Genomic DNA, 21,219 nt, shown 5'->3' on the forward strand with positions numbered 1-21,219 from the left:
GTCGCGCAGGCGTGTCCTTGCCGGACGCGCCTGCGCGACAGGAGCCATGCGCGGGCCGGTGGTCCACCGGAAGGTGACGCTGACGGGTGGCCCTGACCGGAAACCGACGCATCAGCATGCCGCCGCTGGGGCAGCCGGTCACTCGCGGGCTGCCGCCGTGCTGCTCATGTCCGCGTAGCGGGTACCCGCCACCTGAGCCGCCAGTGGCTCGAGCGCGGCGAGTTCGGCCGCGGACAGGGTGAGCGCCGTCGCCGCGGCGTTCTCCCGCAGCCGGGCGGACCTGCGGGATCCGGGTATGGGCAGGACGGTGAGGTTGTGGACGCGGGACTGCTGGTGCAACCAGGCCAGTGCGATCTGCGCGGGAGTCGCGGCGTGGTCCGCGGCGATCGCGCGCACGGTTTCGAGGAGCGCCGCGTTGGTGCGGGCGTGCTCACCGGCGAACCGGGGCATCGTCAACCGGGCGTCGTCCGCGCTCAGTTCGCTGCTGTCGGGGAGCGCGCCGGTGAGCAGGCCACGGCCGAGGGGCGAGTACGCGACGAACGCCACGCCGAGTTCCGCGGCCGTGGGGACCGCCGAGGTCTCGACGTCGCGGCTGAAAAGCGACCACTCCGACTGCAGCGCGGTGATCGGGTGGACGGCGTGGGCGGCGCGCAGTTCCTGGCCGGTCACCTCGCAGAGCCCCAAGTGGCGGACCTTTCCCTGCTGGACGAGTTCCGCCATCGCGCCGACGGTCTCCTCCACGGGGACCGAGGGGTCGCGGCGGTGGGCGTAGTACAGGTCGATCGTGTCGATGCCGAGGCGCTTCAGGCTCGCGTCGACGCACTGACGGACGTAGGCGCGGTCACCGCGGACCTGGGTCCAGGTCCGCCGGCCCGGGTCCCGTACGATGCCGAACTTCGTCGCGAGGAAGACCCGTTCGCGGTGGGCGCGGACGAAGGGGCCGAGGAGTACCTCGTTCTCACCGTGGCCGTACAGGTCCGCGGTGTCGAACATGGTGACACCCGTGTCGAGGGCGGTCCTCAGCGTTTCCTGCGCCTGGTCCGGTGCGCTGGGTCCGTAGAACTCGCTGAAGCCCATGCAGCCCAGCCCCTGGGCGCCGACCAACGGGCCGCTGGTGCCGAGGGGGACGAGCGGGAGAGTGAGGGCGGACATGAGGGATTTCTCCTTGTGCGGCGGTGGGCGGCCGGGAGGGCGCGAACATCACGCGTGGAGGGGGAGGACGACGTCGATGATCTCCTGTACACGGTCGGTGAGATCCTCGCGATTGTGCTGGACCCAGGAGATGTGCTGGCTGCCGAAGAAGGCGGCGACGACGACCCGGGCCAGGGAGGCGACGTCGGCGGTGGGCCGCAGGGTGCCGCCGGCCTGGGCCTGTGCCAGTAGCTCGGTGATCAGCTGGGTGAACCCGCTGAACGGCGTCGGCATGTCGGCGTCGACCAGGTTCCGTTCGATCTGGAGCCGGGCGCCGGCCTGCATCACCGGGTTGTCCCGCAGGGCGACCGCGGTCTGCAGGAGCAGCTGGGCCACCGCGTCGAGCGGTGGGAGCTGCCTGGACGTGACCGACTCGGCGATGGAGGGCAGTTGTGCGTAGAACTCCTCGGTGACCGCGACGGCCACCGCCTCCTTGTTCGTGAAGTGGAAGTAGACGGCTCCTTTGGTCACCTCGGCGCGGTCGGCGATGTCCTGGAGCGTGACGGTGGGGAACCCCTTCTCGGCGAAGGCCGTGGCAGCGGCGTTGAGCAGCAGCTTCCGGGTGCGGCTGGCCCGTTCCTGCTTCAGTTCCCGCGGGGGAGTGGCCTTGGACCCGGCGGCTGTCCGGAGAGCGCTGTTCGCGTTGCTCATGATTCCTCTTCCGTGCGCTTCGACGGTGCCTGGTGCGCGTGCCCCGCACGAGACAGTTCCCTTGCAAGATACCTGTGCGAAGGTATATTTTCACGTCGCACCACCACGGTATTCCCGAATCCAATGAGGGAGAGACCATGGAGCAGTCGTACGCACTGTCGACCAGGGTCCCAGGCCAACCGGGCACCGCAGTAGTGGATGCCTCTCTGCAGTTCCTTCAACCCGTCTCCCGGCACCTGGTCCACCGGGCCGCGGTCGCGGAGGTCTTCATCACGGACGCTCTGCGGGTGGGCGAGGACCGGTTCCTCGTGGGAGCCCAGTGGCCCCGGGACCACGCGCTGTACTACCCCGACGCCCAGGGCGTGTCCGACCCGCTGCTGCTGACCGAGACGGTGCGCCAGGCCTTGGTCTATCTGGCGCACGTGCACTGCGGGATCCCGCTGGGACACCGCTTCGTCGGCAACGACACCTACTTCGAGATCACGGACCACGAGGCGCTCCTCGTCGGGGACACCCCGGCGCACGTCACGCTGGACGTCCAGTGGTCGTGGGTGGCGAAGAGGCCGCCCCGGCGCTTCGGTATGCGGGTGGACGCCGTGGTGTCCGTGGCCGGACGTGAGTGCGCCCGGGCCGGGCTGAGCGTCTACGCCGTCGACGAGCGGCTGTACCGGCGGCTCCGCTGGCGGGGGGCGGAGCCGCAGGGCCAGGGCGAGACCGCCCGCGTCGGGCACGTGGCCGCGACGCGGCTGCCGGCGGCCGACGTCGGCCGGCTGCGGGCCAAGGACAGCGTGCTGGGCCGTACGGAGGCGGGGGAGTGGCGGCTGCTGGTCGACCTCCACCACGCCGTGCTCTTCGACCACCCCGGAGACCACATACCGCTGATGGTCGCCCTGGAAGGCGCCCGTCAGCTGGGACACCACCTGGTGCACCGCCGCCACGACGTTCCCGCGGGAGCGGTGCTGCGCGCCGTCCGGATGGACTGCCCGGCCTTCGCCGACCTCGACGAACCGGTGCGGCTGTGCGCCGAGGTGCGACGTCCGGCGACCGCGCCGGACGTCACGAGGCTGCACATCACCGCCGTACAGCGGGAGGAAGCCGTCGCCACGGTCGCCATGGAGTGGCTGACCCGAACCCTGCGGCCCGTCCCCGAGAGGGTCACCTTCTCTCGTGACACGGTCGGCTCCGGCGCGGCGGTGTAGCGGTGGGCGCGGGCCGGTTGGCCCTCCCCGACCGCGGCAGCGGCCCGCGAGGTACGGGGCGGGCACAGGCCCACCGCGCCCTGTGAGGTGTGCGGGCCCCGTCGGCCGCCCGGCGCCCGAGTGTGAAGCGGCGTCGGTCAGCGGGCCGGACGTCACGGCCGTGAGTGCCTCCCGTGCCGGAACGTGCGCCGGCGTGTGCGTACGCAGGGAGCGTTCCTGCTCTCGCGGCATCCGCACCTCCGAGTAAGAAACCATTAAGAAGGTATGTTTCCATATCCTGTCCGGCTCGACAAGGAGCTGAATCATGCTCGATCATGCTGAGCCGCAAGAAAAGCAGCGATCCGGCCTTTCCCTTCCGGAGCGAGCAGACGGCACGCTCACCGAGGACGCCGTACTGCGGGTCGCCCGGGCGGCAGGGCGTGCCGCCTCGGCGGCGGACCGGGACCGGCGGCTGGCCCCCGCGGTCGTGACCGCGCTCACGGAGGCGGGCGTCCCACGTCACTTCGTGCCGCGCCGATTCGGCGGCCGGGAGGGCGGCTTCGCCGACCTGATCACCGCCACGGCGCTGATCGCCGCACAGTGTCCCTCGGCCGCCTGGTGCGGCATGCTCTGGGCCGCGCACGGGCGGTACGCCGCCAGGCTGCCCGAACAAGGACAGCGGGAGGTGTGGGCCGAGGGCCCCGACACGCTGATCGCCGCGGCCCTGACCCCGCCCGCCGGAACGGCCCGCCCGGTGCCGGGCGGCTGGCTGGTGCATGGCCGGTGGGACTGTGTCAGCGGCGTGGACTTCTCCCACTGGGTGCTGCTCGCGGCCCCGGTCGACGACAGCCCGGCCGCGGCCGCCCCCGCCGGTCCGGCGCGGGCCGCGGCCTGGGTCCTGGCGGTGCCGCGCTCCGAGGTGATCGTGCGGGACACCTGGCGCAGCACCGGGCTGCGCGGCACCGGCAGCAACTCCGTCGACGTACGCGGGGTGTTCGTCCCCGACCGGCGCGCCTGCCCGCTGGGCGACGTGCTCGCCGCCGTGGTCGAGCCCGGTGCCTCACCGGCACGCCAGGCACCCGCGCATCTGGCCGGCGGCCCGATGTTCTGCGCGCCTGCGCTCGGTGCGGCCCGGCTCGCCCTGCGGTCCTGGACACGCTGGGCGACGACCCCGCCCGCCGGGCGCCCGGCGGCCCTGGGCGACACGGCCGTCCAGCGGGTGCTGGCTCGCTCCGCCGCCGAGATCGACGCCGTGGCCCTGCTGCTGGACCGGGCCGGAGCCCGCGCCGACGCCGACCCCACCGCGTCACGGGTCGAGGCGGTCAACCGGCGCGACGCCGCGGTGGCGGCCGAGTTGCTGGTGGAGGCCGTGGAACGGCTGTTCAGGACGGGCGGTGTCCACGCCCGTGACGACACCAGCGAGGTCCAGCGGGCCTGGCGGGACACGCACACGGTGGCGGCGCACGGCGCCCTGCGGCTGGACGCCTCGGCCGGCGCCTACGCCGTCTGGGGCGAGGGCGAGTGTGCGGCGCCGCTACCGCGGGGGCCGCGGTGAGCCGGTCGCGACGCCTGGTGTTCAGCGATGTCGACGAGACGCTCATCGCGGTCAAGTCGCTGTTCGACTTCCTCGCGTACTACTTCCACGGCACCCGCGGAACGCGGGGTGCCCGCCTCGCGGCGGCCGTCCGGCGGGACCTGACCCGCCGGACGGCCGCCGGCGTTCCCCGGGAAGCCCTGAACCGCCTGTACTACCGGGCCTGGGCGGGTGAGCCCGCCGCCCGGGTCGCGGAGCTGGCCGAGGCCTGGTACTCCGAACGGTCGGAGGCTCCGGGCTTCTACCTGGCCGCCACCCGCCGGGCGCTGGAACTGCACCGCGACGCGGGGGACACGGTGATCCTGGTGTCCGGGTCGTTCCCCGCCGTCCTCGCGCCCATCGCGGCCGACGTGGGTGCGACGCGCCTGCTGTGCTCGGTCCCCGAGACCCATGACGGAGTGCTGACCGGCCGGCTCGTGGGCGATCCCTGTATCGGGGAGGCGAAGCGCACGGCGGTCCGTGACACGCTGCGGCGCTGTCCGGACGTGCATCCGGCGCGGTGTTACGCGTACGGGGACCACCTCTCCGATCTGCCGATGCTGGCGGAGGTGGGGCACCCCGTCGTCGTGGGCGGCTCGGCGGAACTGATGGCGCGGTTGCCGGGGGCGCGGGTACTGCACCCAGACGCCGCGCCGGACGTCAGTGCCCCGGTCCCCACCGGTCGGGTGGCCGGCGTCCCTCACCGGGACGGCGCCTGACCGGCCGTACGGACGGTCGTCCGTCCTCGGCCCGGAGCCTCAGCGCTCGTGCGGGTCGGCGGCGGCCGGTCCGTCCCCCGGTTGCCCGGACACGGCCGCCCACAGGTCGTCGAACCGCCGCGCGGCGTCGGCGTCGTCACGCGGCACGGGATGCGGAACCCCGAAGAAGACCGACAGCAGCAGGCGGGCCACGGCCTCCGGAGGGTATCCGCCGGTGTTCCCGTCCCCGGCCTGTGCCTGCGTGACGGCACGTGTCAACGGCAGGGAGATCCGCTGGACCAGCCCGGGGTCGTGCCGGTCCAGATGGGGGCTCTCCACGGCCAGCCGCAACGCGGACCGGGCCCGCGTGTCCTGGCGCAGGTGCCGGGCGAGGTCCAGCACGGTCTCCCGCAAGGTGCGCACCGCCGCCGTGTCCGGCTCGGCGGCCCGTGCCGCCCGCTTGCCCAGCTCGTCCCCGGCCTCCTCGATCAACGCCGCCGCCAGCTCCTCCTTCGAGGAGAAGTGCCCGTACAGTGCGCCCTTGGTCATGCCGGTGCGCTGGATCACGTCGAGCAGCGTCGTGCCCATGTAGCCGTGCGCGGCGAACTCCTCCGCCGCGGCGTTGAGTACCTGCGCCCGGGTGCGGACGGCACGCTTCTGAGTCACGCGGAGCCTCCCTCATCAGAAAAAACCTTCGCAAAGGTATGTTCGGCGGACCTTCGACGCGGACCGCATGCAGGTGAGCATATCCACGCGGGACCGGATCGCGCGGCGATATCGCGAGGCCAACGCGCTCCTGGGCAGCCTGGAGGCCGGTGTTCGGCCGAATCCCGCCGCCCGGGCCGGCCAGGCCCGTGCGACGGGTGTGCGACCGGTGCGCTAGATCAGGCCCAGGTGCCGGAGATCCGCCACGTACTTCTCGATCAGCTGCCGGGACAGGTGGGGGATGTCCCGCTCGGCGCCGAGGCCGGCGGTGCGCACCGCCGCGCGGAACCGCTCGGCGGGCAGCACCGACGTCGTGCGGGGGACGAGCGGCTCCCGCCAGGCGGCCATCAGCGGCAGCAGGGAGTACGGGCGCTGCGACCGCGGCAGCGCCCGCAGAGCGGCCTCGAACCGCGCACGCCACTCCCGGTGGCCGCCGACCCGGCGGAGGGCGATGCCGCTGTCGGCCAGCCAGTCGACCACGGTGTCCAGTGAGACGCCGTCGTCGTGCGGGTTGACCACGTTGAATGTCCGGAACCCGTCGGTCCGCATGCCCAGGGCGGTGACCGCGGCGGCGACGAAGTCCCCCGGCAGGCCGTCGTAGTGCGCCCGCGGGCGCCGGCCGCCCTCCGCGCCGGCGTAGAACGACTCGGGCGCGATCCCCGTGGCGATCAGGCTCAGCAGCAGGCGGGTGAAGGTGTCCGGCACGTTGAGCTGCCCCGTGTACCGGGCGTGCGCCAGGATCATGCCGGAGCGGAACACGGTCACCGGCAGCCCGCACAGGTCGTGGGCCTCGCGCAGCAGCACCTCGCCGGCCCACTTGCTGGTGGCGTAGCCGCCCGCGTGGCTGTCGTCGATCGCGTACTCGGGCTTCCCGGCCCTGATGTCGGTGTCCTCGTCCGCCGTGGCGCCGCCGTGAGCGGCCAGGGCCACGGTGGACACGTACACGACCGGCTTCAGCCGGGTGGTCAGGGCGGCGCGGACGACCTCGGCGGTGCCGGCCACGTTGGGTTCGAACAGCTGCCGGTACGGCAGCACGTGGTTGACCAGCGCCGCCGGGTGCACGACGAGGTCCACCGTGGCGGTCAGCCACCGCCAGTCCTGCTCGCCGAGGCCGAGGCACGGCGCGCCGATGTCACCGGCCAGCACGCGCAGCGCGCCGCCGGCGGTCAGCTCGGCGAAGCGGCTCTTGAGCGTCGTGTCCCCGCTGTCCAGAGACTCCTCCAGGCGCTGCCGGGCGGCGTCGTCGTCGGCGGCGCGCACCAGGCAGACCAGCGTGCCGCCCACCGGGGCCAGCCGCTGCAGCCACTCCAGGCACAGCAGCCGGCCGAGGTAGCCGTTGGCCCCGGTGAGAAGCACCGTGCGCGGCTCGCCGGCCGGCCGGGGGAGCGCCGTGCTCGCGGTGAGGGTCGCGGCATCGATGAACTTGTCCAGAGTGAGGTCGCCGGCCCGCACCGAGGTGGCGTGCTCGCCGTGGACGGAGGCGAAGGTGGCCCGCCGCGCCGCGGCGGCACCGCGCAGGCGCTCCACGTGAGCGGCGATCCCGCCCAGGCTGTTGGCCGGCCCCAGGAGGGTTCCGACCGGCACCTCGACGCCGAAGATCTCCCGCAGCAGGTTGGCGAAGGACAGCGCCGACAGCGAGTCTCCGCCCAGGTCGGTGAAGCACTGCTCCGGGCCCGGCTCGACGTCGAGCCCTGCCAGCAGCGCCTGCGCGGCGCGGACGACCGTTTCGACCACCGGGCGGTCGCGGTCCTGCCACACCGTGCGCAGCTCCGCGGCCTGCCCCGCGGCGAGTTCCGCGTAGCGCTGCTCGAGCCGTTCGCCGTACCGCTCCTTCAGCTGCGGGCGCAGCTGCTTGGTCGAGTCGGTCAGCAGGCCGTTGCCCTGGCTGAACGGCACGGTCTCGACGATCAGGTCGCGCGGGACCTCGTACGGCGCCAGTCCGGCCTGCGCGGCGACGCTCTGCAGCGACCGGCTGAGCGCCGCCTTCAGCGCCGCCTCGTCGCCGGCCTGCGCGATCGCCTCCGGGGTCGGAACCACCACGGCGAGCAGGTAGGCGCGGGAGCTGTTGCCGTACACGAAGACCTGCCGCACCAGCGGACTGGCGACGAGCACCGCCTCCACCTTGGACAGGGCGACGAACTCGCCCTGGGAGAGCTTGAGTACGTTCTTGCGCCGGTCGACGTAGACCAGTTCGCCGGGCGCGGTCTCGGCCATGATGTCGCCGGTGCGGTAGTAGCCGTCCTGGTCGAACGCCTCGGCGGTGTCCTCGGGGCGCCGGTAGTAGCCGGGGGTGATGAGCGAGGTCTTGACCAGCAGCTCGCCGCGCGGGTGGGGCAGGTCGGCGGCGGAGTAGCCCAGTTCGGGTACGTCCACGAGCTTGTAGTGCGTCACCGGGGGGCTCTGTACGCGGTGGTCCAGCATCACCAGACCGGTCTCGGTCGTGCCGTAGCTGTTCAGGAGGGGGACGTCGAGGGCGTCGCGGAGGAACGTGGCCAGCTCCGGGGCGAGCGGGGCGGACCCGCAGGGTGCGTGCAGGACACGCCCTCCCAGCACGTGGTCCCGCAGGTGCGCGATGACCTCGGCGTGGTCGCACTCGCTCGGCCCGCCGTGTGCCGCGCGCCGGCTGAGCTGGGCGTGGTAACTCTCGAAGAGCAGCTCGCAGACCCGCGGCACCATGGCGATCTCGGTCGGCCGGATCAGCGACAGGTCGTCCAGGAGGGTGGACAGGTCGCTGTTGGCCACGAAGTGCGCGGTGCCGCCGGTGGCCAGCGTCTTGATCACCAGCCGCCTGGCGACGAGGTGGCTCTGCGGCAGGAAGTTGGCCGTGATCAACGGGTACTGGTCGTCGGGTCCCGCGGGCGGGCGCCACATCAGGGACACCGTCGACTCCGGGAACATCACGCCCTTGGGCGTGCCGGTGCTCCCGGAGGTGTACAGCAGCGCCGACAGCGCGCCCTCGGGGCCGGTTTCCGGGGGCAGTTCGGGCGCGGGCGGCAACGCGCCCGCGCGAGCGACGATGTCGGACAGCAGCTCCAGTGACATCGGGGCCCGTGTCGTCTCCAGCAGCCGGGCGGCGGCCGCCAGCGCCTCCTGGTGCTCGGTGAGTTCGGGGTGGTGGTCGAAGACGAGGATCCGCTGCACGCTGTTCTGCCCGGCCAGCGCTTCGAGCACGGTCGCCAGCCGGTCGGTGCTGGTGGCGAAGACACGCGGGGCGGCCTCTGCCACGAGGTGGCGGATGTGATCGACCGAGGCGTTGGTGTGCAGGGGCACGGCGACCGCCCCGACCTGACCGCACGCCAGATCGACCGTGGTGTAGTCGGTTCCGGCGAAGCCCAGGATCGCGACGAAGTCGCCCTCGCGCAGCGGGTGGTGCGGGTGGTGGTACCAGTCGGCGGCGACCGCGCTCAGCCGTTCCCACAGCACGCCGTACGAGATGGTGTCGAACCGGGGCAGCAGCCGCGCGGTGACGCGGCCGTCCACGCTGACGTACTGCCTGGCCCGCTCGCCGAGCGCCGGCCGGTCGGCGTACGCCTCGAGGGTGCGCCTGACGATCTCGGACAGGCGCGGCCCCCGTCCGGGGCCCTCCTCGAACACGCCGGGAATCGGCATGCTGCCGGCGACCTCGGGCTCGGCCAGGAACAGTTCGGCAATGCGCTGCCTCCGGCTTTTTCCCGCGCGAGCGCGCACGGTGGTACCTGGTGCGTCATTACCCATGACCACGCCTTTCTGTGACCGCGAATTCTTTCCGGCGCATGAGCCCGGCCGAAAGCCGAAGAAGACCACCGCGGGCCGGGCCGGCGCAGGATGGAATGCGCCTCCGGTGGCCAGGGCGCGGTCAGCTTAGCGTGCGGAAAGAAATGGACGCCAGGATGTCGGGGTGGCGGGGGAGAGGTGATCGATCGCGCTCGCCACGCCGTTCACTTTTCCGTTCACCCTTATAGGTGCGCGATGTCCGTGGCACATACCGCTCACCGCGTGCGCCCGGGTGTCCGGTGCCGCGCGGTCGCCTCCCCGCACCGTGGGGTGCCGGGCTACGCTGCGTCCGGCGGCCGTCGCACGGTCCATCCCCCGGGGCGGTGCGGCGGCCTCCTGCCGTCCGCCGGCCGGCGCGACCTCCCGCTCGCCGGCGGCGCTTCTCCGTGCGGCCCGTGCCGGGGCGCCTGAGCACCGGAGCCCCAGGTCGACCGGTGTGCAACCGGGGATATCCCCGGTTGCACACGGCGCCGGGTGCCGCGACCCCTGTAAAAATACCTTGGAGAAGGTATTCTTCTTGTGGGTCGCCGGAGTGCGGACAGCACTCGCGGCCCCTGACCGACAGCGGCAGGTGTGGCTGAGGAGTGGTCGAACGTGACAGACAGCGAAGCAGTGCTCCTGCGAGGGGACGCGGGTGTCCACCCTCCGGATCGGGTGGACACCGAGGCGCACTACGCCGCATCGGACGCCGGTACGGACACGGAGTGGATCCCGGTCACGGCGCTCGATCTGTCCCACTCACCGCGCTGCGCGGGGGAGAACGGCGAGCACATACGGGTCCTGGCGGAATTGCAGGCCGACCTGCCGCCCATCGTCGTGCAGCGCGGTACCAACCGGGTCATCGACGGCGTGCACCGGGTCCGGGCGGCCCAGTTACGCGGCGAAGAGGCCATCCGGGCACGGTGGTTCGAGGGCGACGACGCGAGCGCCTTCGTCCTGGCGGTGCGGCTGAACGTACGGCACGGACTGCCGTTGTCGCTGGCCGACCGCAAGGCGGCGGGCACCCGCATCCTGTGCGAACAGGAGGGCTGGTCCAACCGCGCGATCGCGTCGGCCGTCGGACTCTCGCCCAAGACGATCGCCGCCCTGCGCGAGGCGATCGGGCGGCCCGGCGGGCAGACCAGGCTCGGCAGGGACGGCCGCGTGCGGCCCGTCAGCACCGCCGCCGGGCGGGAGCGCGCCAAGGAGATGCTCCTGCGCGAACCCGCCTCCTCCCTGCGGGCGGTCAGCGCGGTCGCGGGAGTGTCCCCGGGCACGGTCCGCGATGTGCGCGACCAGCTCCGACGTGAGACCAGGACGCTGATCCCCGACCAGCGGCGCAACCCGCCCGCCCACAGAGCGCGAAACCCGCGCACCCCGCCCCCGCGCCCCCCCGAGCCGCCGCGCGCGCAGACCGCGACCGCGGTGCCCGCCAGGCTCGACAGGTCCACCGCGCTGCTGCGCTCGCTGCGCACCGACCCCTCGCTGCGGTTCAACCAGTCCGGCCGCCTGCTGCTGAGCATCCTCGCGGTGGCCGCCATCGACCCGCAGGCGCAGGACGGGCTCGTCCTCGACCTGCCCGACCACTGCCTCGACTTCGTCGCGGAACTCGCCCAGGCGAGCGTGCAGGCGTGGCAGGACCTCGCCACGCGCCTGACGCAGCGCCGGTCGAAGCCGCCCGAGCGGACCTAGCCGGCGGTGAACGCCGAAAAGCGGGAAAGCGCGGGGCTTGACGGGTCGGCGAATTCCTTGGTTTGGTCATAAAGCAACACCGGAAACATCGCGGAAAAGCTTCCACAGAAAGCGCAGTGAATGCGCACCGGACAACTGATCTGGTCATCTGGGTTTGGGACGAGGTGTTGAATAGAATGACCGATGCATACGCCTGGAACGGAAAGGACCGTCGGGTCCAGCGAATTGTCCACTCGGCTTCCGGGACGACGTTCCTGGTTCCGCTCGACCACTCGCTGGCCGACGGCCCGGTGGCTACCGCCGCCGGATTCGCCGGGCTCGTCGAGGACATGGCCGCCAACGAGGTGGACGGAATCATCGTCCACAAGGGGCGCGTCCGGTTCCTGCCCACCAGCGCGCTCGATCGGCTGGCACTGATCGTCCACCTCAACGGCAGCACGCAGCACGCACCGGACGTGGACGCCAAGATCCTCGTGGGCGCCGTGGAAGAAGCGGTCGCCCTGGGCGCCGACGGCGTCAGCGTGCACATCAACCTCGGGTCGAGCACCGAGGCCGCCCAGCTCACCGACCTCGGCGCGGTCGCCGGCCACTGTGCCCGCTTCGGCCTGCCGCTGCTCGCGATGGTCTACCCGCGCGGCCCTCGCATCACCGACCCGACCGACCCCGTCCTGCTGGCGCACGCCGCGAACGTCGCGGCCGACCTCGGCGCCGACATCGTGAAGCTGCCGTACACCGGCTCGCCCCTGACGATGCGCGAGGTCGTCGCGGCCAGCCCGATCCCGGTCGTCACCGCCGGGGGCGGCGTACTGGAGGACACCGGGAAGTTCCTCGACCTCATCGACAGCACGATGGAGTCCGGCGTGCTCGGCGTCGCCGTGGGACGCAACGTCTTCCAGGCGGCCGACCCGGGCGGGCTGGCCCGCTCGGTGGCCCGCCGTGTCCACGCCGGACCCCGCTCCCTCGCAGCCCTGGCCGCCCTGGGCCATGAGCTGTCCGAGGCGACCGTCTGACCACGCATTCCCGGCCGCCCCACCCGGGCGGCCCGCCACCGCACACCGTGACGACCCGTCACCGACAGCCAGGCGCGACCACCTCAGGCAAGCCACCCACAATCAAAGGTGCGAACATGAAATCCGCATGGATCGACCTCCGCGGCACCGCTTCCGAACTCGCCACCGCCATCGTCGAGGAGAGCACCCACATCGGCGTCGAGACCGTGGTGCTGGACGACCCGGAGCTGGCCGGCAAGGTCCCGCCGAACGTCCAGAAGGCCGCCGTCGTCACCGGGGACACCCCCACCACCCTGATCGACCAGCTCGTGGACGTGGTGGACATCCTGATCGCCGATCACAGCATCGCCGAGAAGTTCGAGGGCCTGCGCCCCGGCCTGCGCTCCGGTGTCCTGGTCAAGGTGCTGGGCGAGGAGACCCTCGACCTCGCCTGCCGGATCGCCAACGAGGCGGACCTGACCCTCGTCGAGTTCCGCCAGGACCCCAGCAAGATCCCGCTGGAGATCCTGCTGGCCGCGGCCGACAAGGCCAAGGGCTCCATCGTCACCGTCGTCGAGGACGTCGAGGACGCGGCCACCACCCTCGGTGTGCTGGAGCGCGGCTCCGACGCGGTGCTCATGGCCCCCAGGCGCGTCGGCGACGCCACCGAGCTGATGCAGGTCACCCGGGGCGAAGCCGCCTCGCTGGAGATGGAGGAGCTGGAGATCGTCCAGCTCACCCACCTCGGCCTGGGCGACCGGGTCTGCGTCGACACCTGCTCCCACCTGCGGCCCAACGAGGGCATCCTGGTCGGGTCGTACTCCACCGGCCTGGTGCTCGTCAGCAGCGAGACCCACCCGCTGCCGTACATGCCCACCCGCCCGTTCCGGGTGAACGCGGCCGCGCTGTCCTCCTACACCCTGACGCCCGGCAACCGCACCCAGTACCTGTCCGAACTGCACTGCGGTTCGGAGATCCTCGCCGTCAGCACCGACGGCAGCGTGCGCACCGTCGTGGTGGGCCGGATCAAGATGGAGTCCCGTCCGATGCTCCGGATCGAGGCCCGCACCCGCAGCGGCCAGCTCGTCGACATGGTCGGCCAGGACGACTGGCACGTCCGGGCGCTCGGCCCCGGCGGCAGCGTGCACAACTTCACCGAGCTGCGGCCCGGCGACGTCATCCTCGGCCACACCATGACCGACCAGCGCCACGTCGGCTACGCGATCCGGGAGTTCCTCCACGAGCAGTAGGGTCCGCGCCGCGGTGACCGCCCCGGGAACCGGCGGTCACCGCGGCGTTCGGACACCGTCCTCCACGTCCCACGGATTTGAAGGAAGAGAGTGCGTGAGATGGCGCTCATAGTGCAGAAATACGGCGGAACGTCGGTCGCCACACCTGACAAGGTCATCGAGGCTGCACGGCAGATCCGGGCGGCGCGCGAGGACGGGAACCAGGTCGTCGTGGTCGTGTCCGCCATGGGCGGGGCCACCGACGAACTGCTCCGGCTGGCATCCGCGGTGGCCGCCCGCCCCGACGCACGCGAACTGGACGCCGTGCTGTGCACGGGCGAGGCCGCGTCCGCCGGACTGGTGTCGCTGGCGCTCAACCACCAGGGCGTCGCGAGCCGCTCGTTCAGTGGTCCCGAGGCGGGCATCCGCACCGACCACCGCCACGGCCGGGCCACGATCGTGGAGGTGGACCCGCGCAGGCTCCGGGAGGAACTCGCCAGGGGAGCCGTCCCCGTCGTCGCGGGCTTCCAGGGCGAGTCCATCGCCACCGGGGCCCGCACCACCCTGGGCCGCGGCGGCTCCGACACCACCGGCGTCGCCCTGGCCGCCGCCCTCGGCGCGGACCACTGCGAAATCGTCACCGACGTCGCCGGCGTCTACACGGCCGACCCCCGCACGGTCGTCGGCGCCCGTCGCCACACCGCCCTGCTCTACGAGGAGATGGCCGAGCTGGCCGTCAGCGGTGCCAAGGTCCTCGCCTCCGACTCGGTCGACTACGCGCGCACCCACGGCGTCGACCTGAAGGTGCGCTCCAACACCACCGCGACCGGCCCGCAGACCTGGGTGGGCGACGGCCGGCGCGCCGCCGGGGCGGCATCCGGGGAGTCCTGGACACCCGCGGGCCGCCTCCGCCCGATCGCCGGGGTCGCGGGACGCTCCGGCCTGGTCCGCTGCGTGCTGCGGCGGATCACCTCCGACCACGTCCTGCGCCTGCTCGGCGAACTGGTCGAGCGGGAGACCGAGGTCGAGCTGCGCCGCTACGGCAACCTCGGCACCGAGGACGCCGGCGACATCGCGCTCACGCTGCCCGAGGACAGCGTGGAGGAGATGCGGGAACTGCTGAGCGACACCGACCGGGGCATCCGCCTCGACGAGGCGCACTGGACGTCGAACCTGGCCCGGCTCTCCGTCGTCGGCCTGGGCATCGGCCGGCGGCCGTACGCGCCGCTGCGGCTGCTGGAAGCCCTGCGCTCGGTCGGCGCCGCGCGCACCGACCTCCACGTCACCTCCAACCGGCTCAGCGTGCTGACCGGTCGCAGCGACCTGGCCGCGGCCACCCAGATCGTCCACGACACCTTCCTGCCCGAGCCGGTGACGCCCCTGGTGCACCCCGCCCACCCGGACCACGCCGGCACCGCCTGGTCGCTGGCCGCCGGACGCGGACAGCTCGGCGCGGTGCCCGCACTGGCCGCCGCCGAGTGACGCCGGCCCCCACACCACGAGGGAGAACACCGATGCCCGTCATCCGACTCGACCCCGGCCGTCCGGGCGGGCCGACACCGCGCGGTCCCGTCGGCAGGCCGCGGCCGGAGGGTCCCCGATGACCGCCACGCCGGCCTTCGACCCCACCTCCCACGAGCAACTGGCCGACCCCTACCCCGGCTACGCGCGGATGCGCGCGCAGTGCCCGGTGTTCCACGACCGGGACCGGGACATCTGGGTCCTCACCCGCCACGAGGACGTGGTCCGCGTCGTCCACGACCCCGAGACGTTCTCCTCCGAGAGCGCGGTGCGGATCACCGCGGGACCCGAGTCCGACGAGGTCAAGCAGGTCCTGACCGAAGGCTGGGCGCTGACGCCGAACCTGACCGAGAGCGACGGCGAGGAGCACACCCGGCTGCGCGTGGCGGTCAACCGCGTCTTCACACCCCGGCGGGTGGCGGCGCTGGAGCCCTTCGTCCGGGACACCGCCGAGGAACTGATCGCCGGGTTCGCCGCGGACGGCTCCGCCGACATCATCGAGGGCTACGCCTGGCCCCTGCCGCTGATCGTCATGGCGCGGATCCTGGGCATGCCGCCGGGGGACGTGCCGTTGCTGCGCCGATGGAGCTCCAACTGGCTGAAGCTGTCGGTCGGCACCGGCGAGCCGGCCGAACGCGTCGAATGGGCCCGCGACGTCGTCACCATGCAGCGCTACGTGATGCGGCTGCTGGACGACAGCGACCGGGCCGACGAGGACTCGCTCGTCTCCTCGCTGGCGCGGTACGGCGACGAGCACGGGCTCGATGACGTGGAACTGATGCGCATCGTGATGAACCTGATCATCGCGGGGCACGTCACGGTCACCCGGGCCATCGGCAACGGCCTGGTCACGCTGTTGCAGCACCCCCGCCAGCTCGCCTCCCTGCGCGCCGGTGAGGCCTCGGCCGACGCGATGGTCGAGGAGGTCCTGCGCTTCGAGTCCCCGGTGCAGGGCCTGTTCCGTACCGTGACACGGGAGACGGAACTCGGCGGCAGGCGCCTCGTGCCCGGCGACCGGGTGATGGTCCACTGGGGCTCCGCCAACCGCGACGAGTGCGTGTTCGACAAGCCGGACGAGTTCGCCCTCGGCGACAGGCCCCGCAAACACCAGATGGCCTTCGGCCGGGGCGTCCACGCCTGCCTCGGCGCCTCCCTGGCACGACTTCAGCTGCGCGTCGCCATCCCGCTCCTCTTCGAGCGGCTCCCCGGACTGCGCCTCGGCCCCGACGGCTCCCGCACCCGCGAACGGCTGCTCATCGCCCGCGGATTCGAGGAACTGCACCTCCACTGGAACGCACCGTCCCCGCGGGAGGCAGCACCATGACCGCACCAGTGCCCGGCCCGCGACGCCCCGCCGGCCGACCCGAGTCCGGACAGGCGGCCGCCCTGACCTACGACGTGATCGTGATCGGCGGCGGCTCGGCCGGCTGCGTCCTCGCCAACCGGCTGAGCGCCGACCCGCGGCGCTCGGTACTGCTGCTGGAGGCGGGCCCCGACTTCGCCACCACCGACGACACACCGCCGGACATCAAGGACGCCACCTACGCCCCGTACACCTACGACTGGGGCTACCGCTCCCGGCCGGACGCCTTCGGCAACGAGGTGCCCGTTCCGCGGGGCCGCGTCATCGGCGGCTGCTCCTCGGTCAACGTCTGCGTCGCCATGCGGGCCCGGCCCGCCGACCATGACGCGTGGGCCGCCGCGGCCGGTCCCGCCTGGGGCTACGCACAGATGCTCCCCCTCTACCAGAGGATGGAGCACTACCCGTACGGTGAGGAGAAGTACCACGGTCTGGGCGGCCCCTACCGTATGACGCTGGGCGCCCCGGAGGACCTCGGGCAGCACGCCGTCGCCGCGCAGCGGGCCGGCGCGCGCCTCGGGCACGCGGAGGTCGCCGACTTCAACGCGCCGGGCGCGCCGGGATTCGCCCGCACCCCGCTCAGCGCGGCCGACGGCATACGGCTGAGCACCGCCATCGGCTACCTCAACCCGGTGCGCGGCCGCCCCAACCTCCAGGTGCGCGGCGAGACGCTGGTCGACCGGGTGCTGTTCAGCGGCACCCGGGCCCGGGGCGTCAGGCTGGCCACGGGGGAGGAGATCCCCGCCCGGCACGTCGTGCTCAGCGCGGGCGCCTACAACTCGCCCGTCATCGCCCTGCGTTCGGGCATCGGCGACCGAGGGGACCTCGAGGCGCTCGGCATCGGTGTGGTGGCCGACCTGCCCGGAGTGGGGCGCAACCTCACCGAGCATCCCGCGTACTGGAACGTCCACGCGGCCAAGCCGCCCCGGGCCGCGGCCCGGTCGGTGTTCGGCAGCGTCCTCAGCGTCGCCACCGGCCCGGGTGAGCCCGACTTCGACGTGCAGATCCTGCCCTCGGCGGCGGTGCCGGCCGGCAGCCTGCCCGAGCAGTTCGTGCCGCGGGCCGAGAACCACCCCACCGGCTGGGACATGGTCTTCTTCGTCTCCTGCGTCCAGCCCCGCTCCCGCGGCAGCGTCCGGCTGTCCTCGCGCGACCCCCGGGACGCGCCGGTCATCGACCTCGGCCTGTACACCGCCGCCGACGACGCCGAACGGGTCGCCGACGGAGTACGCCTGGCCCGCCGCCTGGCCCGGACCCGCCCGCTGGCCGACCTGCTGCACGACGAGCGGGTGCCGGGCCCGGACATCAGCGACCGCGACCTGGCCGACGCCGTCCGCCGCACGCCGGCGCACTACAACCACGGCAGCGCCACGATGCGGATGGGCCGCCCCGACGATCCGGCCGCCGTGGTCGACACCGACGGAGCCGTGCGCGGCGTCGACGGACTGACCGTCGCGGACGCCTCGGTGTTCCCGGCGATGCCGCGCGTGGCCACGAACGTCCCCACCGTCGTGGTCGCCGAGCGGATCGCCTCGGTGCTCGTCGAACGACTCGCCCCCCACAACTGAAGCCCCAGCACCAGCCGAAGCCGGCCGAGCCCGGCTCACTTCCAGGAGGATTCCGTGTCCACGACCGTCGAAGCCGTACAGGTCCTGCGCACCCGCTGGTCGTCCGAGAACGAGGCCGACCGGTTCACCGTCGACGACCCGGCGACCGGCCGGCCCCTGACGGTCGTCCAGGGGGCCGACGCCGACCGGGTGGACGAGGCGGTCAGGACCGCCCACGAAGCCCACCATGCGTGGAAGGCACGCACCCCGCGCGAGCGCGGCCGCTGGCTGTGGAAGGTCGCCCAGGTGATCCGCGAGCACGCCGACGAGATCGCGGCGCTGGAGTCCAGCGACAACGGAAAGCCGTTCACCCAGGCCCGCCAGTTCGACCTGGAAGGCTGCGTCACCATCTTCGAGATGTTCGCCGGCCTGTGCGAGGCGATGCCCGGTCAGGTCCGCGACGCCGGCAGCATGCTCGACGTCACGGTGCGCGAGCCGTTCGGTGTGGTGGGCGCGATCGTGCCGTTCAACTGGCCCCCGCTGCACACCGCGGGCAAGCTCGCCCCCGCCCTCGCGGCAGGCAACGCCGTGGTCATGAAGCCGCCGGAGCAGGCGCCGCTGTCGGTGCTGCGCATCGCCGAGCTGGTCCAGTCGGTCCTGCCGGACGACGTCGTGCACATCGTGCCCGGCGGCGGCGAGGTCGGCGCCCACCTGGCGGGCCACAAGCTGGTCGGCAAGATCTCCTTCACCGGCGCGCCCACCACGGGCCAGGCGGTGATCAGGACGGCCGCCGGCAACCTGACGCCGACGCTGCTGGAACTCGGCGGCAAGAACGCCCTGATGATCTTCGAGGACGCCGACCTGGAGTCGGCCGTGCCCTGGGCAATCGAAGGCGGCTACTTCAACCAGGGCGAGGCGTGCACCGCCTCCTCGCGGATCCTGGTCCACGCCGACCTGCACGACGAGGTGGCCCGCCGCCTCGCGTCCGCCGTGGGGCGGCTGAAGGTCGGCGCCGGATCCGACGAGGGCACCCACGTCGGGCCGCTGGTGAGCCCCGCGCAGCGCCGGCGGGTGCTGGACTACCTGGAGATCGGCGTCGGCGAGGGCGCCACCATCGCCGCCCAGGCACCGCTGCCCACCGACCCGGACCTGGCGGACGGCTTCTACGTGCCGCCGACCCTGTTCACCGGCGTCACCCCCGATATGCGGATCGCCCAGGAGGAGATCTTCGGACCGGTCGTGTGCCTGATCCCCTTCCGGGACGAGGCCGAGGCCGTCCGCATCGCCAACGGCACCGAGTTCGGCCTGGTCGCCGGCGTGTTCACCCGCGACTCCGAGCGCGCCCTGCGGGTCAGCCGCGAGCTGCGGGCCGGCGTGGTGTTCGTCAACCACTACAACCGCGCGTTCACCGGCACGCCGTTCGGCGGCGTGGGTGCCAGCGGGTACGGCCGTGAGCACGCCTTGGAGACGTTGCAGGAGTACAGCTTCAGCCGCAGCCTGCGCCTGCCCTCCGGCCGGGAGTCGATCCCCCGCTGGTCGCCGTCCCTCGATGTCGTCGACGAAGCCTGACCGGCATCCGGTCATCCGCGAGGCGGTGGCGGACCGGGCCCACCGCCTTTCGCGGCGGCACCCCCGGGGGCACCACCGGTGGGGGTCCGCCGCAGCTCATCGCCCGACGAGAAACCACTTCCCAAGCGGACCAGGAGCGATGCCATGACGACCGAATTCGTCGAGACCGCCGTCGTCGGAGGGGGCCAGCAAGGATGCTCGGTCGCGGGCTCCCTCGCCCGGCTCGGTTACCGGGCGGTGGTCTTCGAACGGGGGGAGATCGGCCAGGCCTGGGCGAAGGAACGCTGGGAGAGCCTGCGTGTCAACACGCCCAACCGGACCGTCACCTTCCCCGGCATGCCCTACGACGGCGACGACCCCGAAGGGTACATGCCGGCCCGCGAGGTCGCCGCGCGGCTGCGGCGCTATGTGGCCGAGGCGGGCATCGACGTGCGCGAGTACACGCCCGTGCGGTCGGTCGAGGCCCCCGTCGACGTCCCCGCCCACCCCGACGCACGCTTCCGGCTCCACCTGGAGAACGGCCGCAGCGTCGAGGCCCGCAACGTCGTCGCCGCCCTCGGCGGCTACTCCTCGCCGCGACTGCCCGAACTGACCGCCCGGATCGACCCGTCGGTCACCCAGCTGCACACCCGCTACTACCGCGACCCCCACTCCCTGCCGCCCGGCGCGGTGCTCGTCGTCGGCTCGGGCAACAGCGGCCAGCAGATCGCCGAGGACCTGCGCGACGCCGGCCGGCGTGTGTATCTCGCAGTGGGCCGGCACAAGACCTCGCCGCGCCGCTACCGGGGCGCCCAGGTACTGGACTGGCTGCAACTGCTGCCGCTGGAAGGCAACTTGGAGACCGCCTCCGGTGGGCGCGGCAACTCCCCGGTCCTGCCCGGCGTGTCGGTGCTCAGCGGCAAGGCCGGGGGCCGCGACCTCAGCCTCGGTGTGCTGGCCCGCAAGGGCGTCACGCTCGTCGGCAGCGTACGCGGCGTGCGGGGCGGCATCCTGCTGCTGGAGGACAACGTCCGCGCGATCGCGCGGGACGCGGCCCGCGCCGAGACCGAACTCCTCAAGGCCATCGACACCGCGATCGAGCAGTACGGCCTGGTCGTGCCGGAGCGCACGCCCGTGCCCCCCTTCGACCCCGAGCAGTTCGCGGACTACGGGGACGAGCTGGACCTGGCCGCCCGGAACATCACGACGATCGTGTGGGCCACGGGGTTCGTGCCCGACTACGGCATTCTGCCCCGCACCGCCCTGGACGACAGCGGCATGCCCGTGCACCGGGCGGGGGCCGGCACCCTGCCGGGGCTGTACTACACGGGCCTGCCCGAGGGCGGCTCGGTGATGCCCCTGCTCATCGCCTCCACCCGGATCCAGGCCGAGCGGGTCGCCCGCGGCATCCACCTGGACAACACGCTCCGTCACCGATCGCCGGCGGCCCTCGGTCTGCTCTGGGGCTGAGCACGGGCAACCGGTACGACGCAGGCAGCGGCGCCCGGCGGGTACTCCCGCCGGGAACCGCTGCCCGGGCCACGTCCCCATCCCCCCCCCCCGGTGGAAAAGGGCGAGAGAACACGCCAAAAACACATAAACCCC

Annotated in this window: 15 protein-coding genes; 11 read left to right on the forward strand and 4 right to left on the reverse strand. The window is 72.8% G+C overall.

Annotation, left to right across the window (positions count from 1 at the left end; genetic code table 11):
* Positions 1–138 precede the first annotated feature (138 nt).
* Positions 139–1,152: an aldo/keto reductase gene (locus ACZ6CZ_RS07475; RefSeq protein WP_469016092.1), complete on the reverse strand. Its 1,014-nt coding sequence runs from the start codon at positions 1,150–1,152 to the stop codon at positions 139–141.
* A 48-nt stretch (positions 1,153–1,200) separates the two neighbouring features.
* Positions 1,201–1,842 (reverse strand): ScbR family autoregulator-binding transcription factor, encoded by a 642-nt coding sequence (locus ACZ6CZ_RS07480; protein ID WP_469016095.1) that lies wholly within the window; start codon positions 1,840–1,842, stop codon positions 1,201–1,203.
* A gap of 194 nt (positions 1,843–2,036) precedes the next feature.
* On the opposite strand from ACZ6CZ_RS07480, the gene ACZ6CZ_RS07485 reads away from it, so the two are divergent.
* The 3 genes from ACZ6CZ_RS07485 to ACZ6CZ_RS07495 all read left to right on the forward strand — a co-directional run bounded on the left by ACZ6CZ_RS07485 (position 2,037) and on the right by ACZ6CZ_RS07495 (position 5,312).
* On the forward strand, positions 2,037–3,041 hold the full coding sequence (locus ACZ6CZ_RS07485) for a ScbA/BarX family gamma-butyrolactone biosynthesis protein (RefSeq protein ID WP_469016098.1): 1,005 nt from the start codon (positions 2,037–2,039) through the stop codon (positions 3,039–3,041).
* 304 nt (positions 3,042–3,345) lie between these two features.
* Positions 3,346–4,575, forward strand: a complete 1,230-nt coding sequence (locus tag ACZ6CZ_RS07490; protein ID WP_469016101.1) for an acyl-CoA dehydrogenase family protein — start codon at positions 3,346–3,348, stop codon at positions 4,573–4,575.
* Positions 4,572–5,312 carry an HAD family hydrolase gene (locus ACZ6CZ_RS07495; RefSeq protein ID WP_469016104.1) on the forward strand — a complete coding sequence of 247 codons (741 nt, stop codon included), beginning with the start codon at positions 4,572–4,574 and terminating at the stop codon, positions 5,310–5,312. Before ACZ6CZ_RS07490 ends, ACZ6CZ_RS07495 begins: the two co-directional genes overlap by 4 nt.
* 39 nt (positions 5,313–5,351) lie before the next feature.
* On the opposite strand, the gene ACZ6CZ_RS07500 is transcribed toward ACZ6CZ_RS07495, so the two are convergent.
* Together ACZ6CZ_RS07500 and car are read right to left on the reverse strand one after the other, a co-directional pair.
* Entirely contained in the window at positions 5,352–5,957 is a 606-nt protein-coding gene (locus ACZ6CZ_RS07500; RefSeq protein ID WP_469016106.1) for a TetR family transcriptional regulator, read from the reverse strand.
* Positions 5,958–6,170: 213 nt separating this feature from the next.
* Positions 6,171–9,710, reverse strand: coding sequence for a carboxylic acid reductase (gene car / locus ACZ6CZ_RS07505; protein ID WP_469016108.1), 3,540 nt, complete (start codon positions 9,708–9,710; stop codon positions 6,171–6,173).
* A 633-nt stretch (positions 9,711–10,343) separates the two neighbouring features.
* Here car and ACZ6CZ_RS07510 point away from each other — a divergent pair.
* The 8 genes from ACZ6CZ_RS07510 (at position 10,344) to ACZ6CZ_RS07545 (ending at position 21,084) form a co-directional block, all read left to right on the forward strand.
* A complete protein-coding gene (locus ACZ6CZ_RS07510; protein WP_469016110.1) occupies positions 10,344–11,420 on the forward strand; it encodes a hypothetical protein in 1,077 nt (358 codons plus the stop codon).
* Positions 11,421–11,596: 176 nt separating this feature from the next.
* A complete protein-coding gene (locus tag ACZ6CZ_RS07515; RefSeq protein WP_469016112.1) occupies positions 11,597–12,430 on the forward strand; it encodes a 2-amino-3,7-dideoxy-D-threo-hept-6-ulosonate synthase in 834 nt (277 codons plus the stop codon).
* 116 nt (positions 12,431–12,546) lie between these two features.
* Positions 12,547–13,659 (forward strand): 3-dehydroquinate synthase II family protein, encoded by a 1,113-nt coding sequence (locus tag ACZ6CZ_RS07520; protein WP_469016115.1) that lies wholly within the window; start codon positions 12,547–12,549, stop codon positions 13,657–13,659.
* A 99-nt stretch (positions 13,660–13,758) separates the two neighbouring features.
* Positions 13,759–15,120, forward strand: coding sequence for an aspartate kinase (locus ACZ6CZ_RS07525; RefSeq protein ID WP_469016117.1), 1,362 nt, complete (start codon positions 13,759–13,761; stop codon positions 15,118–15,120).
* A 118-nt stretch (positions 15,121–15,238) separates the two neighbouring features.
* Positions 15,239–16,483 carry a cytochrome P450 gene (locus ACZ6CZ_RS07530; RefSeq protein WP_469016120.1) on the forward strand — a complete coding sequence of 415 codons (1,245 nt, stop codon included), beginning with the start codon at positions 15,239–15,241 and terminating at the stop codon, positions 16,481–16,483.
* Positions 16,480–18,087, forward strand: coding sequence for a GMC family oxidoreductase (locus tag ACZ6CZ_RS07535; RefSeq protein WP_469016122.1), 1,608 nt, complete (start codon positions 16,480–16,482; stop codon positions 18,085–18,087). Before ACZ6CZ_RS07530 ends, ACZ6CZ_RS07535 begins: the two co-directional genes overlap by 4 nt.
* A 54-nt stretch (positions 18,088–18,141) precedes the next feature.
* Complete coding sequence (locus ACZ6CZ_RS07540; protein WP_469016125.1) at positions 18,142–19,635, forward strand: aldehyde dehydrogenase family protein; 1,494 nt, start codon at positions 18,142–18,144, stop codon at positions 19,633–19,635.
* A gap of 144 nt (positions 19,636–19,779) precedes the next feature.
* On the forward strand, positions 19,780–21,084 hold the full coding sequence (locus ACZ6CZ_RS07545; RefSeq protein ID WP_469016127.1) for a flavin-containing monooxygenase: 1,305 nt from the start codon (positions 19,780–19,782) through the stop codon (positions 21,082–21,084).
* Positions 21,085–21,219 lie beyond the last annotated feature (135 nt).

It is taken from the genome of Streptomyces sp. NPDC041135 (assembly GCF_055592085.1).